Here is an 18,150-nt window from a genome sequence, read left to right as displayed (position 1 = left end):
GACGAAAACTCCTGGAAGCATCACTGTCATCCGCCCATGATCTGTCACCCGTCCCCCGCACTTCTATCGGAATATCGAGTGCCCTCATCTCGGCATGTTCGCTCGCAGCCGCCACGGCCTCGACATGACTCTGGGTAACGCCCGGATCGCGGCCAGATCCGGATACCCGAACTGAGCGGTAACGCCCTTGCCCCGGCTCAGGAAGGCCAGATGTGCCCGATACCGGGCTTCGCCGGCGGCTGGGTCTTCAAGGCCATGGAGACGCCGGTGAAGAACAGCACGGGCGCCAGCATCCAGAGCAAGATGAAGTCTTCTCGCCCGTTGTTCGCCAACACCACAACGAGGCCGACTGCCGCCAGTAGAAGGCCCACGGTCCAAGCGGCGTAGAACCGCCGGGAGTGAGGACGCGGTGCGGCCTCATTGGTGGCGGTCACACCTTGGTTCTGCGCAACCCATTCCCGAGCGACCTCTACAGGAACCTCGGGTATGCGTAGGTCGCCGAACCGGGTGCGGTACGGCACTTGCCGAGGCAATCCACCGGTCTTCAGTAGAGACCATGTGAAGGGAGCGCCCACGGCCACCACGATCGCCACCAAGCTCGCAGGCCACGACAGGTCCCCGAAGACCGAAACCGACCACGCAACTAGCGCAACGAGGGCTGGCAGTGGAGACCACGGCGCGAGCCGGACGTACCGGCGGGTGTTCTTGGCGCTGCGCGGATCCAGGGGGAGTCGCAGCGAAGGCTGCCGCTTGAATCGCCAGCGGCCCAGCGGCACCTCGACCCAATCCGGATCAGCGGCACCGTCGGTGATCGCCAGTGAGGGAATCTGCAGGTTTGTTACCAGGCCTGAGGGGACGACAAGATCGATTCGCCTCACAATGACCGTGCCCACCCCCGTCTTCGTCTCGATGATCTTCAGGCTAGTTCTAGGACGCGGTGAGCGCACCCTGCCTGCAGAGGAGCGGCTGATGGCCGATCAGCTGATGACGTTCGTCGCCTGACTGACTCGGACAGATCAGGTGCGCTGTCTTTCGGGCGTGGCCGCCCGGACCGCTGGACGACGATTGACATGACGCTGAGTGGTGGTGCCTAGTGCGGGCGCCAATCGCCGTCGACAGGCGAGCCCAGGAGCGGGTCGTCCACACCAGATCCGCCTACCCCCGTCAGTGCCTCGAGGCCACCGATCTCCGGGTACCGGCTGGGCTCCGAATGGCAATGTGCGCCCTCCGTGTTACGACGAGCCGGGGCAGCCATCTTGGTTGGGGATCACAGGGGTTGTCCCCGCCGCACCGAGGTTGCTAGGGTCACGCGCCGTCGCTCAGAGGGGGTGCCGATGAGCCTTACCCGCCGCTGGCTCGTCGTAGCCGTCGCCGCTTTGACCAGTGCTGCGCTCGGTGCCGTAGCGGTCGGCTTCCTTGGTGTTGGACCGCTGGCGCGCCTGGGGGTGACCGAGACGCGGCTTGAGCCACAGCTCGTGTCCGTCATGAATGCGCCCGGTGAACCTCCGGCACTGTTTGTCGGTGTGGCCTGGACAGAAGACGGCTGGTGCCTCGGCCAGTTTGATGTCCGAGCGACCGAGACGGCGACGGAGGTGAGAGTAGGGACTGTCGTGAGCCGAGAAGATCCCAGGACGCCGTGCGACGGTCTTGGCACCGCCGACAACTTGGCCTGGGGCGAGTTTCGCCTTGCCTCACCACTTGGTGACCGAGTCGTGGTACGAGACACCGACGGCTCCGCCTTGCCGATCCGTCGTCGCTGAGGTGGCATACGCCAGTCATGGACCGTTTGTCCGCTTCGTCGGTGACTGTCTTCCGGTTGGCCACTCAGCCGCTCATGGTCAGCCATCCTGAAGTGATGGAGACTGCGGACCTCAAGCTGGCGCGAGATGACGACGTAGCAGCCGCCTCGTGGATCAAGCCCCGTCTCATCGGCACCTTCGGGGCGGTAACCCGGCATGTGCCCGAGGGCTACGCCGCATACGTGCGGGTCTGTCATCCCGTCGAAGATGCCGCCGGCCAGCAGGTCACCTGGTCTACCGTCGCCGCGGCGACCGGTCGGCAGGCGCACCCCACGATGCAATGGCACGCGTTGGTCGGCTCCGCCGATCATTTCAACATGGCAGGGTCGCTGTGGTCGGGCAATAATCCCGATCGTGGCGAGCTGGCACCGCCGACGCTCGCCACGCTCTGCGAGAATCTGGCGCAGCACACCTCCACCCCCGGATCGTGCTACTTCTGTCTCTGGGACGGGTACGGCTGGCTGCCCGACACGGCACCCGCCCAGCTACACCACGGCGACCGGGACTACATCCTGCTCGCCGGCCCCTTGCACGCGGCCCTGCAACTCGGCGATCACCCCCGTTCGGACTGGTTCATACCCCAGTCACCGAACCTGTTCTGGCCGGCCGACCGAGCCTGGTGCGTCGCGACCGAGATCGACTTCGACTCCACTCTGATCGGCGGCACAGCAGAGCTCGCCCGTCAGCTCCTGAACGATCCCGCCCTCGACGCCTGGCCCGTCGACCCAGATGACTCCCTCGCCGCAGACGCCGACCTGCTCAACCCAGTCCCGTAACCAGCCGGTACCTGCAGGTATATGGGGGCACAAGCGCCTCGCCCGGCGTCGTCCGACGGTGCCACACGCTCATCTCGGCAACTCGCCGGACCCAGGCCGCGCCCGGACAGCGGCAGAAGCGGATGCGCAGACATGGTCCCCGACCCCACGTCGGCGTGCTGCCCACCGGTCCTCGAAGATCGTCTGGTGCAGATTTCCATTCTGATCGGGCAAGTTCCTGTCACCTGGGACGTCGACGCCAATCTCGGAACCTTGCGGGACATCGTCAATGAGGCGCAGCCCGGCGACCTTGTCGTCCTGCCCGAAGGCATGCTGTCCGGCTATGGCGCGGATCTGACACCTCTGGAAGCTTTCGACCGCGCCCTGATCGGTAACGCCGTCGCACAGGTAGGCGCGCTTGCCGTCCAGCGACAGGTGGAGATCTTCTGCGGGTCGCTCCTGCCGTGGCGGGGCGGATGGTGCAATGCCGGACTGACCTTCACTGCCGCCGGCGACCACTACGTATACCGGAAGATCAATCTCGCCATGAACGAACGCGGACGGCTGCATCCCGGCGCCGGTCTGTCGACTGTGAACATTTCGCAACCCCAAGGAAAGCTCACCGTAGGTGTGCAGTTGTGCCGGGAAGTCCGCTTCCCGGAACAGTGGCAGCATTTGGCCAGCACCGGAGCGGAGTTGTTCGTCTACATGACCAACGCCGCCAACACACGCGAGATTGAAGGCGTATGGCGCAGCCACCTGATCAGCCGTGCCGCGGAGAACCAACGCTTCGTCGTATCCGCCAACATCGCTCACCCCGACCAACACTGTCCGAGCATGGTGGTTTCTCCGCGGGGCGAGGTGCTGGGCGAGCTTCCCAACGGGGCTCCGGGGCTGCTCAAGCAGACTCTCGATCTGACCCAGGTGGGAGACTGGTATCTCGGACAGCGGCGGCAAGACGTGCTGTCCATCGCCTATCACGGGCCGGAATGACTTCGCCGCAATCGACGTCCGTCGGCGCTTACGCCGTTTCCAGCGCACGTCTCGGTCCAGCTTGATCGGATGCACTCATCTCGGCAGAAGTGCGCACCTGGTCTTGGGCGCTACACCTGCCTTGATGGCTGAGCGTCACTGGACTACTGATTGACCGTCGAGCCCAGCAAAGCGTCACGGTCGCGGTGCCACCCCGACTGTCCGGGTGGCAACCATCACCGTCCCTGCCGGCACCCTGCGAGCTGCTCAGCACCCACACAAACCCGGGTAGTCGCACTTGTGTACGACCACGGCGTACCGTGTCGGCCGTGGCGGAGCGGGAGACACTCGCGCCGGATCGAGTACGTGGCGGCGGGACGATTCGCCGAAGCCTTCGCCGCATTTGTCACCGCCGGTGTGCCGATCGCACCGACGGGCAGCAGTCGGGATCTGCCCGCATGGGATCGGCGGCACGTAGTGTGCGGGGTTTGGCGCCGTGGGCCGGAGCCGGGGGATATCAGCCGATCGCACCTCGCGGCGGGCTACTCGCGTGGATGAGCAGCCCGCCGTTCCGTTGTGGTTGAGGCGGCCTTACTGCCGGGCCATGGCGACCCGCCAGCGCTCCTCGATCGGGATCTGGTGCTCCAGGTTGGCGGCCGCGGCGTCCACATCGATCTGCACCCAGCGGATGGCACCGTTGAAGTCGTTGTCGCGGGCGGGGTAGTCCGGGGTGACCGGGGATCCGGTCCCGCGGCCGACGTGGGTGGCCTCGTCGGCGGAGAACACCACGGGTTGGGTGGCCGGTAGCGTGCCGCGGCCGATCTGCGCGCCGCCGACGTAGAGGGTGACGGTGCCGCCCTTGGCCAGGCCCGGGCCGTCGTAGTCGAACTCCATCCTGACCTGGTGTTCCCCTGCGGGGATCTTGGTGTCGGAGTCGATGTAGAAGTGGCGCAGGCCGACGAGGTTGTAGCAGTAGCGCAGTCTGCCGTCGTGGGCGTACAGACTCCAGCCGCCGGCCATCCCGCCCTGCGTCAAGATGACGCCCTCGGCACCGGCATCGGGCACCACGAGCTGGGCCGTGATTGCGTGGCTCTTGTTCTTGATGTTGATGACCGAGTTCTCGTTGAGGTGACCCATCCCCGGGAACAGCACCTGTGTGGCGCCTCGGATCAGCTGCGGCCGCCCGGCCAGGTCGGGGTTGAACCGCTCCGCACCCCGGTCGTCCAGCGGCAACACCCCGTGTTTGGTCGCCTCGATGAGCCACAGCCGCTGCAGTTTGTGCAGCATGTCGGGCTGCTCGGCGGACAGGTCGCGGGACTGGGTCCAGTCGTCGGGGCCGTACAGCTCCCACACGTCGTCGTCGAAAGCCGCCAGCTGCGCGCCGAGCAGAAGCCAGGGCGTGCGGTGTCTGGTGACCGCGGTCCAGCCGCGGTGGTAGATCCCGCGGTTGCCGCCGATCTCGAAGTACTGCGTCTGGTGCCGCTCCGGCGCTTGGGCGCTGTCGAACGTGTAGCCCATGCTGACGCCCTCGATCGGTGCCTGCGTGACACCGTGTACGGTCGTCGGCTCGGGCAGCCCGGCGGCCTCGAGGATGGTCGGGGCGACGTCAATGACGTGCGCGAACTGCTCGCGCAGCTCGCCGCGGGCGGTGATGCCGGCGGGCCAGTGCACGATCGTGCCGTTGCGGGTGCCGCCCCAGTGCGAGGCGACCTGCTTGGTCCACTGGTACGGCGTGGACAGCGCGTGCGCCCAGCCGACCGAGTAGTGGTTGTACGCGCTGGGCGTGCCGAACTCGTCCATCCGCGCGCACATGAAGTCAACGGTCTCCAGCCCGCTCATACCGTTGTAGTTCATCACTCCGTTGAAGGTGCCCTGCATGGTGCCCTCGGCGGAGGCGCCGTTGTCGCCGATGATGTAGTAGATCAGCGTGTCGTCGAGCAGTTCCAGGTCGTCGAGGGCCTGCACGAGGCGGCCGATCTGGTGGTCGGTGTGGGCGAGGAACCCGGCGTAGACCTCCATCTGCCGTGTCAGCACCGGTTTGAGGTCGTCGGGCATGTCGTCCCAGTGCAGGATCTCCGGGTTGAATTCGGGCAGCACCGCGTCGGGTGGGATGACGCCGAGGTGCTTCTGCCGTTCGAAGATCTCCTCGCGCAGGGCATCCCAGCCGGCGTCGAAGCGCCCGGTGTACCGGTCGGACCACTCCCGGGGGGCGTGGTGTGGGGAGTGGGTGGCGCCGGGGGCGAAGTACAGGAAGAACGGCCGATCGGGCTGAAGGGCGTGCTGGCGGCGGATCCAGTCCACACCGCGGTCGGCCAGGTCCTCGGTCAGGTGGTAGCCCTCCTCCGGGGTGTGCCGCGGCTCGACCGGGGTGGTGCCGTCGTAGAGGGTGGGGTGGTACTGGTTGGTCTCGGCGCCGATGAAGCCGTAGAAGTGCTCGAAGCCGCTGCCGGTTGGCCAGCGGTCGAACGGGCCGGCCGGGCTTGTCTCCCAGACCGGGACCTCGTGGCACTTGCCGAACTGGGCGGTGGCGAAGCCGTTGAGCCGCAGCGTTTCAGCCAGCGTCGCCTTGGTGTTGGGCCGGATGGTGCTGTATCCGGGCGCGGAGGTGGCCAGTTCCGTGATCGCACCCATGCCGACCGAGTGGTGGTTACGGCCGGTCAGCAGCGCCTGGCGGGTCGGTGAGCACAGCGCGGTGGTGTGGAACCGGTTGTAGCGCAGCCCGCCGTCGGCCAGCCGCTGCGCCACCGGGGTGTCCACCGGGCCACCGAACACGCTGGAAGCCCCGAAACCGACGTCATCGAGCAGGATGACCAGGACGTTCGGCGCCCCGGCGGGCGGCCGCAACGGAGTTATCGGCGCGAACGAGGTGTCCGGATCCCGCGCATCATAGGTGGTCAGCCCTGGTTTGGGCCGGTCAGGCATAGGCAGCGCGGTGCGGGGTAGATCGTCTTTCGCAGGCACGGAGCCCTCCCATGAACTCGGACGGGCGGACCTGCGACGCCGATCGCCGGCTCGGCTCGTTGCCGGCGTTCGCATGCGACGCCGAACGGTCACCCGGCGTGATACGTTACCGGTAGTATCGTTATTGGTGGTCGGCATGACAAGCGCTTGAATGCAGATACTCGAGGTCGGCCGGGCCGTCGAAGACCGTGCAGTGTCACGGGCTAGCCGCAAACCGACCGGTGGAGGACAGAGAAACATGGTCACCACGCATCGATCCACACCGCCCGGCCAGCAGGCCCACCGCGACGGCATGGTGTGGATTCCCGGCGGCCGGTTCACCATGGGATCGGACCGCCACTATCCGGAGGAGGCCCCGGCCCATCCGGTCACCGTCGACGGGTTCTGGATCGATCCTGGTCCGGTGACCAACGCCCAGTTCGAGGCGTTCGTGCAGGCGACCGGTTATCAGACGCTGGCTGAACGACCCGCGGACCCCGCCGCGTATCCCGGTGCGGACCCGGCCCTGCTGGCACCCGCCTCGGCGGTGTTCACGCCGCCGCCGCATCCGGTCGACCTGCGCGACCCCTATCAGTGGTGGTCGTACGTGCCCGGCGCGGACTGGCGCCACCCCACCGGCCCCGACACATCACTGCACGGACTCGGCGACCATCCGGTGACCCATGTGGCGTGGGCGGACGCGCTCGCCTACGCGACCTGGGCGTGCAAGCAGATCCCCACCGAGGCCGAATGGGAGTACGCAGCCCGCGGCGGCCTGCCCGACAGCCAGTTCGCTTGGGGCGACGAACTCAACCCCGACGGAGCCCATATGGCCAACACCTGGCAGGGCGAGTTCCCCCACGAGAACCTGCGTCTGGACGGCTACGCCGGCACCTCGCCGATCGGGGCGTTCCCGGCCAACCGGTACGGCCTGTACGACATGATCGGCAACGTCTGGGAGTGGACATCCGACTGGTACGCCGAGCACCGTCACCTCGCGCCGAGCGCACCCACCTGCTGCGGCACCCCAGCTCGGGCCAACCCCGCCGGCGGCGACCAGGCCGGCAGCGTGGAACCCGGCCAACCGCACCTGCGCATCCCGCGCAAGGTGATGAAGGGCGGCTCGCACCTGTGCGCACCTAACTACTGCCGCCGCTATCGCCCCGCAGCGAGGATGCCGCAGCCGGTCGACACCTCCACTTGCCACCTTGGATTCCGCTGCGTCGTGCGAACGGCACCGTAGAAGACGTCGGTCGCCTGCAACTCCATTGCCGCTATCGCTCTGGTAGATGAACCCCGCTGTAAAACGGGCTCGAAGCACCACAGTCCCACGACGTCACGGACCCCCGCACCCATTTTCAGCCGCCCCGGGCGAGCTCTCCAGAGAGGTCACTCTCCCGCTGTAAAAACAACGGTGTAACTCCTGATCAAGGAGACGCACTGATGACTGTCACGACGGACGCCGTGGATACTTCCGCGGTGGCGAAGAAGAAGACTCCGGCGAGCACGCCGGAGGGCGTGGACGCCGAGCTGGTCGGTCGGCTGGTCGAGCAGGCTCGTGCCGCGGGCCTGCAGTTGACCGGCGAGGGTGGCCTGCTGCAGCACCTGACGAAGCGGGTGATCGAGGCCGCGATGGACGGCGAGATCACCGACCACCTCGGCTATGAGAAGCACGATCCGGCCGGTAAGGACGGCGGGAACTCCCGCAACGGATCGAGGGCGAAGACGGTGCTGACCGACGTCGGCCCGGTCGAGATCAGCGTGCCCCGCGACCGGGACGGCTCGTTCGAGCCGCAGATCGTGCGCAAGCGGCAGCGGCGGCTGACCGGGGTCGAGGACATGGTCCTGTCGCTGTCGGCGAAGGGCCTGACCACGGGTGAGATCAGCGCTCACCTGGCCGAAGTCTATGGCGCCGAGGTCTCGCGGCAGACGATCTCCACGATCACCGACAAGGTGATGGACGGTATGGCCGAGTGGCAGAACCGGCCTCTCGACAGGGTGTATCCGGTGGTGTTCCTGGACGCGATCAACGTCAAGATTCGCGATGGGAAGGTCGCCAACCGGCCGATCTACGTCGCTCTCGCAGTGACCGTCGAGGGCACCCGCGACATCCTGGGGCTGTGGGCCGGCGACGGCGGCGAGGGCGCCAAGTTCTGGTTCCAGGTGTGCACCGAGCTCAAGAACCGCGGTGTCGAGGATGTGCTGATGGCCGTCTGTGACGGGCTGACCGGCCTGCCCGACGCTATCAACACCGTCTGGCCGAAGACGGTGGTCCAGACCTGTGTGGTGCACCTGCTGCGTAACTCGTTCAAGTACGCCGGCCGCCAGCACTGGGACGCGATCGCCAAGGCGTTGAGGCCGGTCTACACCGCACCCACCGAAGAGGCTGCCGAGCAGCGGTTCCTGGAGTTCGCCGAGACCTGGGGCGAGAAGTATCCGGCGATCGTCCGGCTCTGGGAGAACGCTTGGGCCGAGTTCGTGCCGTTCCTGGCCTTCGACGCCGAGATCCGCAAGGTCGTCTGCTCGACCAACGCGATCGAGAGCGTGAACGCCCGGATCCGCCGGGCCGTGCGAGCCCGCGGACATATCCCGAACGAGCAAGCCGCACTGAAATGCGTCTACCTCGCCGTGATGGCCCTGGACCCGACCGGGGCCGGCCGGCGCCGGTGGACCATCCGCTGGAAACCTGCCCTCAACGCCTTCGACCTGGCCTTCGAAGGACGCCTCACCGCAGGCCGAAACTGACCCTCAACAAGATCGAGTTACACCGTTTTCTTGGCTCTGGCGCAGAAACGGTGGCGGAGTCGGTCCTATGTGGTCTGGTGTGGTGCGGCAGGCTGATGCCGGTGTGACCACAGCTTGATCAAGACCTTGTTCCCTCAGCTGTCTTCGCTGGTCATCGAGGAGGTGACCGATCAGGGCTGGGCCGTACGGGTGCACGCCCGGACGTCTGCGACGGCGGTGGCGTGTCCGGACTGCGGCGAGTTGGCCGAGCGGGTGCATGCCTATCACCGTCGACGGCTGGCGGATCTACCGGCCGGCGGCCGCGGCGTGGTCATCGATCTGCGGGTTCGTCGGCTGCGTTGCCCGAGCGCGGCGTGCCCGCGCCGCACGTTCCGTGAGCAGGTGCCCGGCCTGACATCTCGGTGGGCGCGGCGGACCTGGCAACTGACCGGGCTGATCGGTGACCTGGCGGTGGTGCTGGCCGGGCGGGGCGGGGCGGCCGTGCTGGCCCGACTGGGCACGCGGATCTCACGCTCGACGGTCCTGCGGGTACTGATGGCCAGGCCCACTTCGACCGAATCGGTGCCGGCGGTGATCAGCGTGGACGACTTCGCGCTGCGCCGGGGCCGCCGGTACGCGACCCTGATCATCGACGCGGTCACCCACCGCCGCATCGACGTGCTGCCCGACCGTCAGGCCGCCACCCTGGCCGCCTGGCTGAGGGAACACCCCCAGGTGCAGGTGGTCTGCCGTGACGGCTCGGCCTCGTATGCTGAAGCGATCCGCGACGGCGCACCGCAGGCGGTGCAGGTCAGCGACCGCTGGCATCTGTGGGCCAACCTGGCCAAGGCGGTCGAGAAGACCGTGGCTGCGCACAGCGGCTGCTGGCATCACGGCCCCACCCCGGACCGGCCGATCGACGAACGCACCCGCGAACGCCACGCGGCGGTGCACACCCTGCTTGAGCAGGGCGTCGGACTGCTGGAGTGCGCCCGCCGGCTGGGCTGGGCGTTGAACACCGTCAAGCGCTACGCCCGCGCCACCACCGCCGAGCAGCTACAACGCCCACCGCGCTACCGCGAGGCGCTGGTCGATGCGTTCCGGGACCACCTACGCCGTCGACGTGCCGACGATCCGCAGGTCCCAGTGACGCGGCTGCTGGCCGAGATCCGCGAGCAGGGCTACACCGGCAGCGCGAACCTGCTGGTGCGCTACCTCAACCAGGGCCGCGCCGAGGCCGAGCGCACCCCACCTGCGCCGCGCCGGTTGGTCTCCTGGCTGATGACCAGGTCCGAGAATCTGCCCGAACACCACCGCAGCCACCTGCAGGACCTGCTCGCCGCCTGCCCCCACCTGACCGTGCTGGCCCGCCGGGTCGGCGAGTTCGCCGGCCTGCTCACCGAACGGCGCGGCGAGGACCTCGACGCCTGGATGACGACCGTGGACACCGACGATCTACCCGCACTGCACGGCTTCGTCCACGGCCTGCGCATGGACGAGACCGCGGTCGTGGCCGGGCTGACCCTGCCCTACAGCAACGGCCCGACCGAAGGCGCGAATACCAAGGTCAAGCTGCTGAAACGGCAGATGTACGGCCGCGCCGGCTTCGCTCTCCTGCGCCAGCGAATCCTGCTCACATAGATCAAGCACGGCGACCACCGTTTCTGCGCCAGAGCCGTTTTCTTGACACTCCCCCTCCCGCACCCCACCAGCAGCCGACGGCAGCGAACCACCGGGCAGTGGTTCGCATGCAAGATCAACGTGGGCCAGACGTTGCACCATGCGAACCACACCGTCGTCATTCCCGGCCACCCATTGCTGGGGCATTTGACCAGCTCACGGGCTACACGGACGCGCCATGACGGGTGATATCGGCGGTCGTCACGTGGCCGGAGTCAGCGGTGGCCGAGCAACTTTCGTGCCATCGTCGCCGGATCTCCGAGTGCAGGCATACGAAACACCTCGCCCGTATCGGCTTGGGGTGGCGGCGGCGGTGCGGCGCGGCGACGTTGCGGAACCTCGATCACCGGGCTGCCATCAGCACGGACGCCCGAGGGCGCATACCCCGCCGCGCGCAGCGCGGCGAGGGTGTCGGCCTGTGGCTTGGCGCTGACCAGTACGGTCGGGGCGAGTCGGACCAGGGCCAGGGCCCGCAGTGAGCGGGTGTTGAGGATCTCGGTCAGCAGGGTCTCGTCGTTGCTGCAAAGACAGCAACCGGCAGGACGCACCTGGACCCGGCCGTGCCGGCGGGCTACGTCCTCGATGAGATAGGTCAGGGTCTGCGGCACACGGCCGCCCTCGGCCGCCTCGGTGAGACGAGCGATCAGGTCCTCCGGGCCGTACCCGGCATCGAGGGCGGCGCGGACACTTGCCGGAGAGAAGCGCCAGGTCCAGGCCCCGCTGCGAGATTCCGGTGTGGCGATGCCGTCGAGCAGGGCGAGAAGACCCGCAGATGGGGTGCCGGTCACCACCGCGGTGAGGTCGTTCTGCAACACGACGGAGTCGCGGGACCGGGGCAGCATCGTTTCGGCGTGCCCGCGGGCGGTGTCATGGCCACCGTGGAACAGGGCACGGCCGAGCGCGGTCACCGTGCCATGGGCGAGCAGAGCCAGCCGGTGCGCTTCCCGCCAGATCCCTGTGACGTATCGCTCCAGGTCATCGTCGCTGTGGTCGGTCAGGACGGGGCTCTCCCAGCTCAGTCGTGCCGCAAGGGCGCCGGGATCGATGGATTGTCCTTCCGGAACGACGCCGAGGAGAGTACGCATGGTGAGGGCGCGCAGGCCGGTCAGGATCAGTTCCTCCTCCTCGTCCCAGTACAGGACGCGGGCGGAGGGCCCGGTCGGATCGGGCGGCGCGAGCGGAGAGGCGGGCATGGTCAGCCAGTCATTGATGACGTCGAGCAACTGGTCGGCGGGCTCGGCGCCCGCGAACTCGTCGTAGGCCGTCGACGGTGTGAGGCCGGCCTGTGATGCCTCAGCCAACCCGCCTGCCGCGAGCAGTTCGACGGTCAGGCGGGTACGGTCCTCGTCCTGACCGGATGCCTTCGCGAGTCGGCGCAACTCACGCACACCGAGGCCACCCGTCTTGAGCAGCGGGACCGGGCCCGCGCTCATCGCTTCGACCACCGCGGTGACCGCCGCGAGAGTCTCCGTCGCGGCGGCCGCCGCCTCCCGCTCCACGATCGCCGGATCGATCGGCTCGAGCGGCAACACCGGCGGCCGCGGCCGAAACGGAGCCCTGAAGTCCTCACGCAGGGCAAGAGCGACCTCACGTGGCATCTCGTTGACGTTCCACATCGAACGAACAAGGAGCCCACGCTCAACAGCCCATGGCAGCACCATCCCGGGCGAGCCGAACATCACCCCCGGCCGGCCGAAGAGAGAGTCCAACTGCCGCGCCAGGTCGTCGAGCTGACCGCGGACCTCGGCAGGCGTCTCGGCCACGAGCCGACGCACATTCTCCGGCTCGGCCAGCCAACCGGCGAGCGCCGTGATCAACTCGTCTTTGCCTCGCCCCGTGGCGGAAATGCCGTACAGCTTCGCCAGCTTTCGCAACTCGGTCATGTTCCGCGTGACGAGAAGGTCAGCGGCACCTGCCCCGAGTTCCAGCGGATGCGGCCACATCTCGCTCAGGTGAGCTGCGGCAAGGCCGCCGGCCCTCGGCCAGACGAGAACGAGTGCCGTGAGCCGCCGCAGCGCCTCTGCCAGGTCCGCATCATCTTCCGGTACGCCCAACAGCCCTGCGAGCCGGACCGTGGTGCAGCCGTCACCCAGTGCGGCAGCAGCCTCGCCCACCTGCAACTGCGGCAGGGCAAGCAACGCGCAGGCCGCCGCCATCGACGAGGGATGCAGCAGACGTTCGGCGAGCTTGTCGACGGTCTTGGGAACAGGTTCGATGGTCGCGTCACGCCGCGTCGCAACGAGGCCAGCGAGCTGGTCTTCAGTCAGCGTACGAAGGTGGGCGGCAAGCGTGGTGTGAGAGGACACGCCGCCAACCTACGGACTGGCGGGACCGTGACCGACGTTCCGGACCTCGAACGAGGTATTGTGTCGCATGAATCCCGGTGCAGACGCCTCGCGCCGGATAGTGTCGGCCCTGCCCCACGCCTGCCATCGAGCCAGCTACCGGGCGTCGTACACATACGGAATGCTCACGCCGCGGCCGGCCCGGAGACGTCGAAAGCTTCCGCGTCTGCCGCAGCCTCTCCGCCGTACAGCCGCGAACTTTCGGTCGTGAACGCCCCATGCTCGGCCCGACCCTGCTTCAGGCGATCTGCCGAAGGTCGCTGCCGTAGTCGAAGATAATCCGCATCCGGGCACCCAGCGCCCGTGCGTACCGGCTCAGCGTCGCCACCTCGTTGACATCGAGGTCGCCGTTCTCGATCTGGCTCACCCGCCCCGGCGAGACACCCATGAGCTCAGCCACCTGCTTTTGCGTCAACCCCAGGCGCTTGCGCTCCTCGGCCAGATGAAACGCACTGACCCAGGCCTCGGTCCGGGCCCGCTCCCGCTCGATGGCTTCGTCGTCCCCGTCGTGCAGCTCCGCACGGAGGTCCTCCCAATCGTGGAACTCGCTCATGAGCTCTCCCTCCGCTTTCTCTCCGCAGCGAGCCAACCCTCGTACGCTGTCTCGGCGATCGGAATCGCCGTCCGGTACCACCGAGCCCAATCGCCGGCCTTGTTCCCAGCCACCAGCAGCACCGCCTGCGACCAAGGGTCGAACACGAACAACACCCGGATCGCGACGTCCCGGCCCGACCTCGGCCGCAGCTCCTTGAGGTTGCCGATGCTCGATCCCTACAACGTGTCGACCAGCGGGCGTCCCAGACCTGGCCCGAACTCGGCGAGCATGTCGATGGCGACGTTCACCGAACGGTAGACGTCTGGGTCGGACTGCCGTAATGATCGCAGCCATTCCCGCACGTCACCCGTGGTCTTGATCGACCATCGACGCGGTGAACCCTCAGGCATGACCTGACTATAGCTCGGACTAAACACCGACATGCGATTTGCGCAATGCATCAGTTGGCCTACACGGAGTTGCAGGTCAACGAGTTGTGGGCCGCACGTTGCACCATGCGAACCACACCATCGCCATCCCCGGCGGCCCACTACCGGGACGTTTGACCAGCTCACGTAGCCCGGTAGTCGCATTCGGGCCGCCGTTGGCGGCCCCGAACGGGTGTGAGAAGCGATGCACCGCCACCATCAGAGTGGTACCGTATCCGGTACAACTTTGGGAGGCATCGTTGACTTCAGCGATCAGTGCCAGCGAGGCACGCAAGTCCCTCTTCCCGCTCATCGAGCGCGTCAATGAGGACCATACCCCGATCGAGATCGTCTCGAAGCGTGGTAACGCCGTCCTGGTGAGCAAGGAGGACTGGGACTCGATCATGGAGACCAACTACCTGCTCCGATCTCCTGCCAACGCCAAACGTCTCGTCGAGAGCGTCGAGCAGTGGCGAGCCGGCCGAGCCACCGAGCGTGATTTCGGGCCCGAGGAGTGAAGCTCAGCTGGACCGATCACGCCTGGGACGACTACCTGTACCGGCAGACCCAGGATCGTAAAACCCTCAAGCGCATCAACACGCTGATCGCCGACATCAAACGTGACCCCGAAGGCCAGGGCATCGGAAAACCGGAGATCCTCCGAAACAACCTCGCAGGACTCCGGTCACGGCGCATCGACGACGAACACCGCATGGTGTACGCCGTCGAGCCCAACGAGATCACCATCATCTCCTGCCGGTACCACTACGAGTAACGCCAGCCCTATCGTTGCTGCTCAGCGGCGTTTGGCGAACTCTGCCAAGCGCTCGCTGAGCGGGCTCACCCGCGGGCGCGGCGGCCGGTCGTAATAGCCCGGCTTGACCTCGCGCATCAGCGCCTCGCCGTCCCGGCCCCAGTCGAAGCGTGGCCGTTTCAGCAGCCGCCGGAACACGACACTCGCCTTCTCGGGATCCTTCGCCGCCAGCCGGTGCAGGACCATGGGCTCCACGCTGTCGTCCTCGAGATAGAACAGTGCCTGCTCTCGCCACCGGCGGCGTCGCAGCAGGTCGGGGTTCCTGTACGCTTCCTCCACGAGGCCGAACTCCGCGTAGAAGCCGAGTCCGTCCGTCTCGTCGTAGATCAGTGCCACCGTTTCCGCATCGGTCAGGTCCGTCGGCAACGACATCGACCCCGCAGGAGGGACGTCCTTCGGGTCCGGCCCGAGAACCGCATCACGGCAGTACGTGTAGTAGCCGTCGAGCCGCTCCTGTGTCTGTTCCCCCGGGACCCACCAGCAGATCGGTGCCGAAGAACTCGACGAACCGTGCCCGGTCAGCACGCTGGTGTTCCCATGCCAGTGCAATCTTGTCCGGGTTTCGGAACACCGCCTCCGGCGTGCGCAACGACATGTCCAGCGCGAGCTGATAGGCGATGCCCCGCTCGCTCCCGCGCAGGATCTGTACCGGCCCGCTCAGCATCCACTCGTCACCGACCGCGACCAGCCGGGCGATGATGAACGAGCGGCGCGGCATCTGCTTGAACACGGCCGGGCCCATGTTCGATCGGACCCGATAGGTCAAGTCGTCGATCAGGCTCTCCACCAGGAGCGCGGGCCCGTCCTGCCCCTTCACCTCGAACGGTCCCTGCACCACATCGCGCCAGCCGAGCACCATCTCGCGTTCGACCTCCGGCAGGTCCGGCCGGGCCTTCACGAACTGCTCCACCACCGTCCGGCCGTTCGCCAGCCGGTGCTCCAGCACGAAACAGTCCCAGAGCAGCATCCACCGCTGCTCATCGGCGTCTTCCCTGCCGCTGCCGTACTCGGCCAGAAAACTCGACGCAGCCCGGTCGTAGCGTGGCTGCTGAGAAAACGCCACCAGCTCGCCCTTGAGGTCACCAGCCCGTCGTAGCAGCGCGACATCAGACGTCGACATGCCACCAACCTATGAGCTGCCAGAGTCAGATCGTCACGGGGTGCCTCGTTTGGGTGATCAGTCGGTCAGATGTCGAGCGAGGCGTTCGGCGTTGAGTCCCCGCATCGCGTCCTCGACGGCTTCCGAGTCGGAGAGACCGACACCACGGGCCGCCAACTCCACGGCGATCTGCTTGGCCGGACCCCACGCCGCCGTGTCGTCGAACGCCTCCTCGAACGCCGGAAGGAACGTGTCGACAGCCTCGACCACCGGGCCGATCCACTCCAGATTGACCGCACGGCGTTCTAGGGCGTACCGGATCCAGCGTCGCAACACCTCCGGCAGCGCGGCACGCTGCTCGGCGTCCAGCGCCGCCTTGCGCGGTAGCCAGTCGGCCAGGAACAAGCCGACCTGCCCCGGGCTCCAGCACAGCGGGCCACTGGTCATGTAGCCGTCGCCGTAGTCCAGGAACATGTCGGCTAGCGACCTGGCGACCGTGTCGTCCGCCGGCGCGAACCCGTCCAGCAGCCGTTCCCGTTCCTCATCGCCCATCGGCTGCCAGTCACGGAAGTCCGGCAGGTACGGCCGGCACCGCGCCCAGGCCAGTGCCCGTAAGTCGAGGAAATCCTCGTCATCGTGACGGGGCCACGTCATGTCCGTGCTCCGCAGCGCATCCGCCAGTTCCGCCAGCACGACCTCGACCGGGCACTCGACGGCCGGCATCGGCACCTCGCCGGGCTCACGCAGCCGATCCCAGGTCTCCGCGGCCTCAGGCTGCAGCACAGCTAGCTTGTCCACCAGCACACCGCCGGCGAGGGAGATCTGCGCCATCAACGTGTGCGGCCTCTGCCCGGCGAATTCAACGAACAGCACGTGCTCGCTGTCCCAGACATCCACCGCCCGCCACGCCCGAACCGGCTCGATGGCAGGTACCTCGAACCATGGCGGCGTCGGCTGGATCTCCGACAGGATCTCCAGGGTGCCGTCCAGCAGCGGCAACTCTCCCGGGGCGGCGACACGGCGCAGCGCCGCCACCGCGGCCAGCCCGTGCGGCGACTGCCGGGTCGAGGCCCGCCCCGCGACCTCCAGATGGAAGATCTTCTCCGGCTCGCGCTCGCCGAGCCCCGCGGCCGACCATGCCGCGCCGAGCCAGCCACTGGCCCACCGCTCGACCTCAAGCGCACTGTCCTCGGACACGATCGTCATCGCGTCACGCATTAGCCGATCCGACAACCGCAACTCATGCACCGGGCGCTGCGGGCGCCTCGGCTTACCTCGTCCCGCGGGACGACCACGACTCTTGGGCATGTACCCGTGTACCACATCGAGCCTGTCTCCAGGCTCGAGCGACCTGAGGTTCGCGCAATGCCACATTCGACAGCATGAACACGCAGGCCAGGCATGAAGTGGGCCTGCGGCATCAGAATGCGAAATCTGTGCTGACGGTCGCCAGTGACCCGTTACCGGTACGAACAGCTCGGTCGCGGGCGTCGAGCTGATCAGCTGGCCTCCGTCTCGGCGTCAGGCCGAGCATGGCGGGCTGTTCGCGCCACATCGAGCTGGATGCTCTATGGCCGGGTCGAGTGGCCGCCATGAACCCGGTGGCCGCGTCGTGGACGTTGCCGCCATGCCGGACGCCGGCAGCGGGCCGCCTCGCCGAGGCCGATCGCGCAACAACGGCCTGAGCCTGCGCCACACTGCCTGGCGCCCCAGGGAGCCGTGACGTTCCGCCGTTGCGCTCGTGGTGGCCTGGCGGGAGGCTTTCGCCCTCCTGCCGAATGTCAGAAGTCTGCCATGTTCGTCGCCCCCGCCGGGAGGGTGGCAGAACTTTGACATCGCCTCTCCACGAAGATCGGCGTATTTCCAGGGCTCTCACACTTCGACCAGTCCGGTAGCTACAGAGTTGGAACATTCAAGAAATGTCAGAGTAATGACTTTGGGCCAATCTGCTCTCACCTGCAGCAGCCGGCTGAACCTTGCTGGCGGCACGGGGCGGGGAGCTCGGGACGCCGGCGGCTCGCCCTGGACATCTACATCCGCACGATCCGCCGTGCCGCGA

Annotated in this window: 14 protein-coding genes and 1 pseudogene; 7 read left to right on the top strand and 8 right to left on the bottom strand. The window is 67.3% G+C overall.

Going from position 1 to position 18,150, the window contains the following annotated elements; all coding sequences use genetic code 11:
* Nucleotides 1-197: 197 nt before the first annotated feature.
* Complete coding sequence (locus AB0B58_RS21235) at nt 198-893, bottom strand: hypothetical protein (protein WP_360225895.1); 696 nt, start codon at nt 891-893, stop codon at nt 198-200.
* An 884-nt stretch (nt 894-1,777) separates the two neighbouring features.
* Between AB0B58_RS21235 and AB0B58_RS21230 the strand changes: the two genes are divergently transcribed.
* Nucleotides 1,778-2,575, top strand: a complete 798-nt coding sequence (locus AB0B58_RS21230) for a hypothetical protein (RefSeq protein ID WP_360225892.1) — start codon at nt 1,778-1,780, stop codon at nt 2,573-2,575.
* Nucleotides 2,576-2,761: 186 nt separating this feature from the next.
* Entirely contained in the window at nt 2,762-3,547 is a 786-nt protein-coding gene (locus AB0B58_RS21225) for a nitrilase-related carbon-nitrogen hydrolase (protein ID WP_360225889.1), read from the top strand.
* A 570-nt stretch (nt 3,548-4,117) separates the two neighbouring features.
* Here the strand turns inward: AB0B58_RS21225 and AB0B58_RS21220 are convergent.
* Nucleotides 4,118-6,448: an arylsulfatase gene (locus tag AB0B58_RS21220; RefSeq protein ID WP_360225886.1), complete on the bottom strand. Its 2,331-nt coding sequence runs from the start codon at nt 6,446-6,448 to the stop codon at nt 4,118-4,120.
* 277 nt (nt 6,449-6,725) lie between these two features.
* Between AB0B58_RS21220 and AB0B58_RS21215 the strand changes: the two genes are divergently transcribed.
* The 3 genes from AB0B58_RS21215 (at nt 6,726) to AB0B58_RS21205 (ending at nt 10,831) form a co-directional block, all read left to right on the top strand.
* Nucleotides 6,726-7,709 carry a formylglycine-generating enzyme family protein gene (locus AB0B58_RS21215; RefSeq protein ID WP_360225883.1) on the top strand — a complete coding sequence of 328 codons (984 nt, stop codon included), beginning with the start codon at nt 6,726-6,728 and terminating at the stop codon, nt 7,707-7,709.
* 200 nt (nt 7,710-7,909) lie between these two features.
* Nucleotides 7,910-9,211 carry an IS256 family transposase gene (locus AB0B58_RS21210; RefSeq protein ID WP_360225880.1) on the top strand — a complete coding sequence of 434 codons (1,302 nt, stop codon included), beginning with the start codon at nt 7,910-7,912 and terminating at the stop codon, nt 9,209-9,211.
* Between the two features lie 126 nt (nt 9,212-9,337).
* Entirely contained in the window at nt 9,338-10,831 is a 1,494-nt protein-coding gene (locus AB0B58_RS21205; protein WP_360225925.1) for an ISL3 family transposase, read from the top strand.
* Between the two features lie 254 nt (nt 10,832-11,085).
* Here AB0B58_RS21205 and AB0B58_RS21200 read toward each other — a convergent pair whose 3' ends face one another.
* From AB0B58_RS21200 to AB0B58_RS21190, 3 genes and pseudogenes are all read right to left on the bottom strand, one after another.
* The gene (locus AB0B58_RS21200) at nt 11,086-13,176 is read right to left on the bottom strand and encodes a helicase-associated domain-containing protein (protein WP_360225877.1); all 2,091 of its coding nucleotides are present in this window, start codon (nt 13,174-13,176) and stop codon (nt 11,086-11,088) included.
* 277 nt (nt 13,177-13,453) lie between these two features.
* Nucleotides 13,454-13,768 (bottom strand): transcriptional regulator, encoded by a 315-nt coding sequence (locus tag AB0B58_RS21195; protein WP_106131576.1) that lies wholly within the window; start codon nt 13,766-13,768, stop codon nt 13,454-13,456.
* Nucleotides 13,765-14,160 (bottom strand): annotated as a pseudogene (locus AB0B58_RS21190) (type II toxin-antitoxin system RelE/ParE family toxin). Before AB0B58_RS21190 ends, AB0B58_RS21195 begins: the two are co-directional and overlap by 4 nt.
* A gap of 278 nt (nt 14,161-14,438) precedes the next feature.
* On the opposite strand from AB0B58_RS21190, the gene AB0B58_RS21185 reads away from it, so the two are divergent.
* The gene (locus AB0B58_RS21185; protein WP_285556111.1) at nt 14,439-14,696 is read left to right on the top strand and encodes a type II toxin-antitoxin system Phd/YefM family antitoxin; all 258 of its coding nucleotides are present in this window, start codon (nt 14,439-14,441) and stop codon (nt 14,694-14,696) included.
* The gene (locus AB0B58_RS21180) at nt 14,693-14,953 is read left to right on the top strand and encodes a Txe/YoeB family addiction module toxin (RefSeq protein ID WP_360225872.1); all 261 of its coding nucleotides are present in this window, start codon (nt 14,693-14,695) and stop codon (nt 14,951-14,953) included. Before AB0B58_RS21185 ends, AB0B58_RS21180 begins: the two co-directional genes overlap by 4 nt.
* A 21-nt stretch (nt 14,954-14,974) precedes the next feature.
* Here the strand turns inward: AB0B58_RS21180 and AB0B58_RS21175 are convergent, their stop codons facing one another.
* From AB0B58_RS21175 to AB0B58_RS21165, 3 genes are read right to left on the bottom strand one after another with little or no spacing between them, the layout of a single operon-like run.
* Entirely contained in the window at nt 14,975-15,358 is a 384-nt protein-coding gene (locus AB0B58_RS21175) for a hypothetical protein (RefSeq protein WP_360225869.1), read from the bottom strand.
* A 52-nt stretch (nt 15,359-15,410) separates the two neighbouring features.
* A complete protein-coding gene (locus AB0B58_RS21170) occupies nt 15,411-16,112 on the bottom strand; it encodes a hypothetical protein (protein ID WP_360225866.1) in 702 nt (233 codons plus the stop codon).
* Nucleotides 16,113-16,169: 57 nt separating this feature from the next.
* Nucleotides 16,170-17,309: a hypothetical protein gene (locus AB0B58_RS21165; RefSeq protein ID WP_360225863.1), complete on the bottom strand. Its 1,140-nt coding sequence runs from the start codon at nt 17,307-17,309 to the stop codon at nt 16,170-16,172.
* Between the last annotated feature and the right edge of the window lie 841 nt (nt 17,310-18,150).

It is taken from the genome of Actinoplanes sp. NPDC049118 (assembly GCF_040648555.1).
Classification (GTDB): domain Bacteria; phylum Actinomycetota; class Actinomycetes; order Mycobacteriales; family Micromonosporaceae; genus Actinoplanes.
This window is presented reverse-complemented; position numbering and strand designations above follow the sequence as displayed.

Excerpts from the sequence above, each read along its gene's own strand:
- AB0B58_RS21170 (WP_360225866.1), bottom strand. The coding sequence starts at position 16,112 with ATGTCGACGTCTGATGTCGCGCTGCTACGACGGGCTGGTGACCTCAAG.
- AB0B58_RS21165 (WP_360225863.1), bottom strand. The coding sequence starts at position 17,309 with ATGCGTGACGCGATGACGATCGTGTCCGAGGACAGTGCGCTTGAGGTC.
- AB0B58_RS21230 (WP_360225892.1), top strand. The coding sequence starts at position 1,778 with ATGGACCGTTTGTCCGCTTCGTCGGTGACTGTCTTCCGGTTGGCCACT.
- AB0B58_RS21195 (WP_106131576.1), bottom strand. The coding sequence starts at position 13,768 with ATGAGCGAGTTCCACGATTGGGAGGACCTCCGTGCGGAGCTGCACGAC.
- AB0B58_RS21215 (WP_360225883.1), top strand. The coding sequence starts at position 6,726 with ATGGTCACCACGCATCGATCCACACCGCCCGGCCAGCAGGCCCACCGC.
- AB0B58_RS21210 (WP_360225880.1), top strand. The coding sequence starts at position 7,910 with ATGACTGTCACGACGGACGCCGTGGATACTTCCGCGGTGGCGAAGAAG.
- AB0B58_RS21220 (WP_360225886.1), bottom strand. The coding sequence starts at position 6,448 with ATGCCTGACCGGCCCAAACCAGGGCTGACCACCTATGATGCGCGGGAT.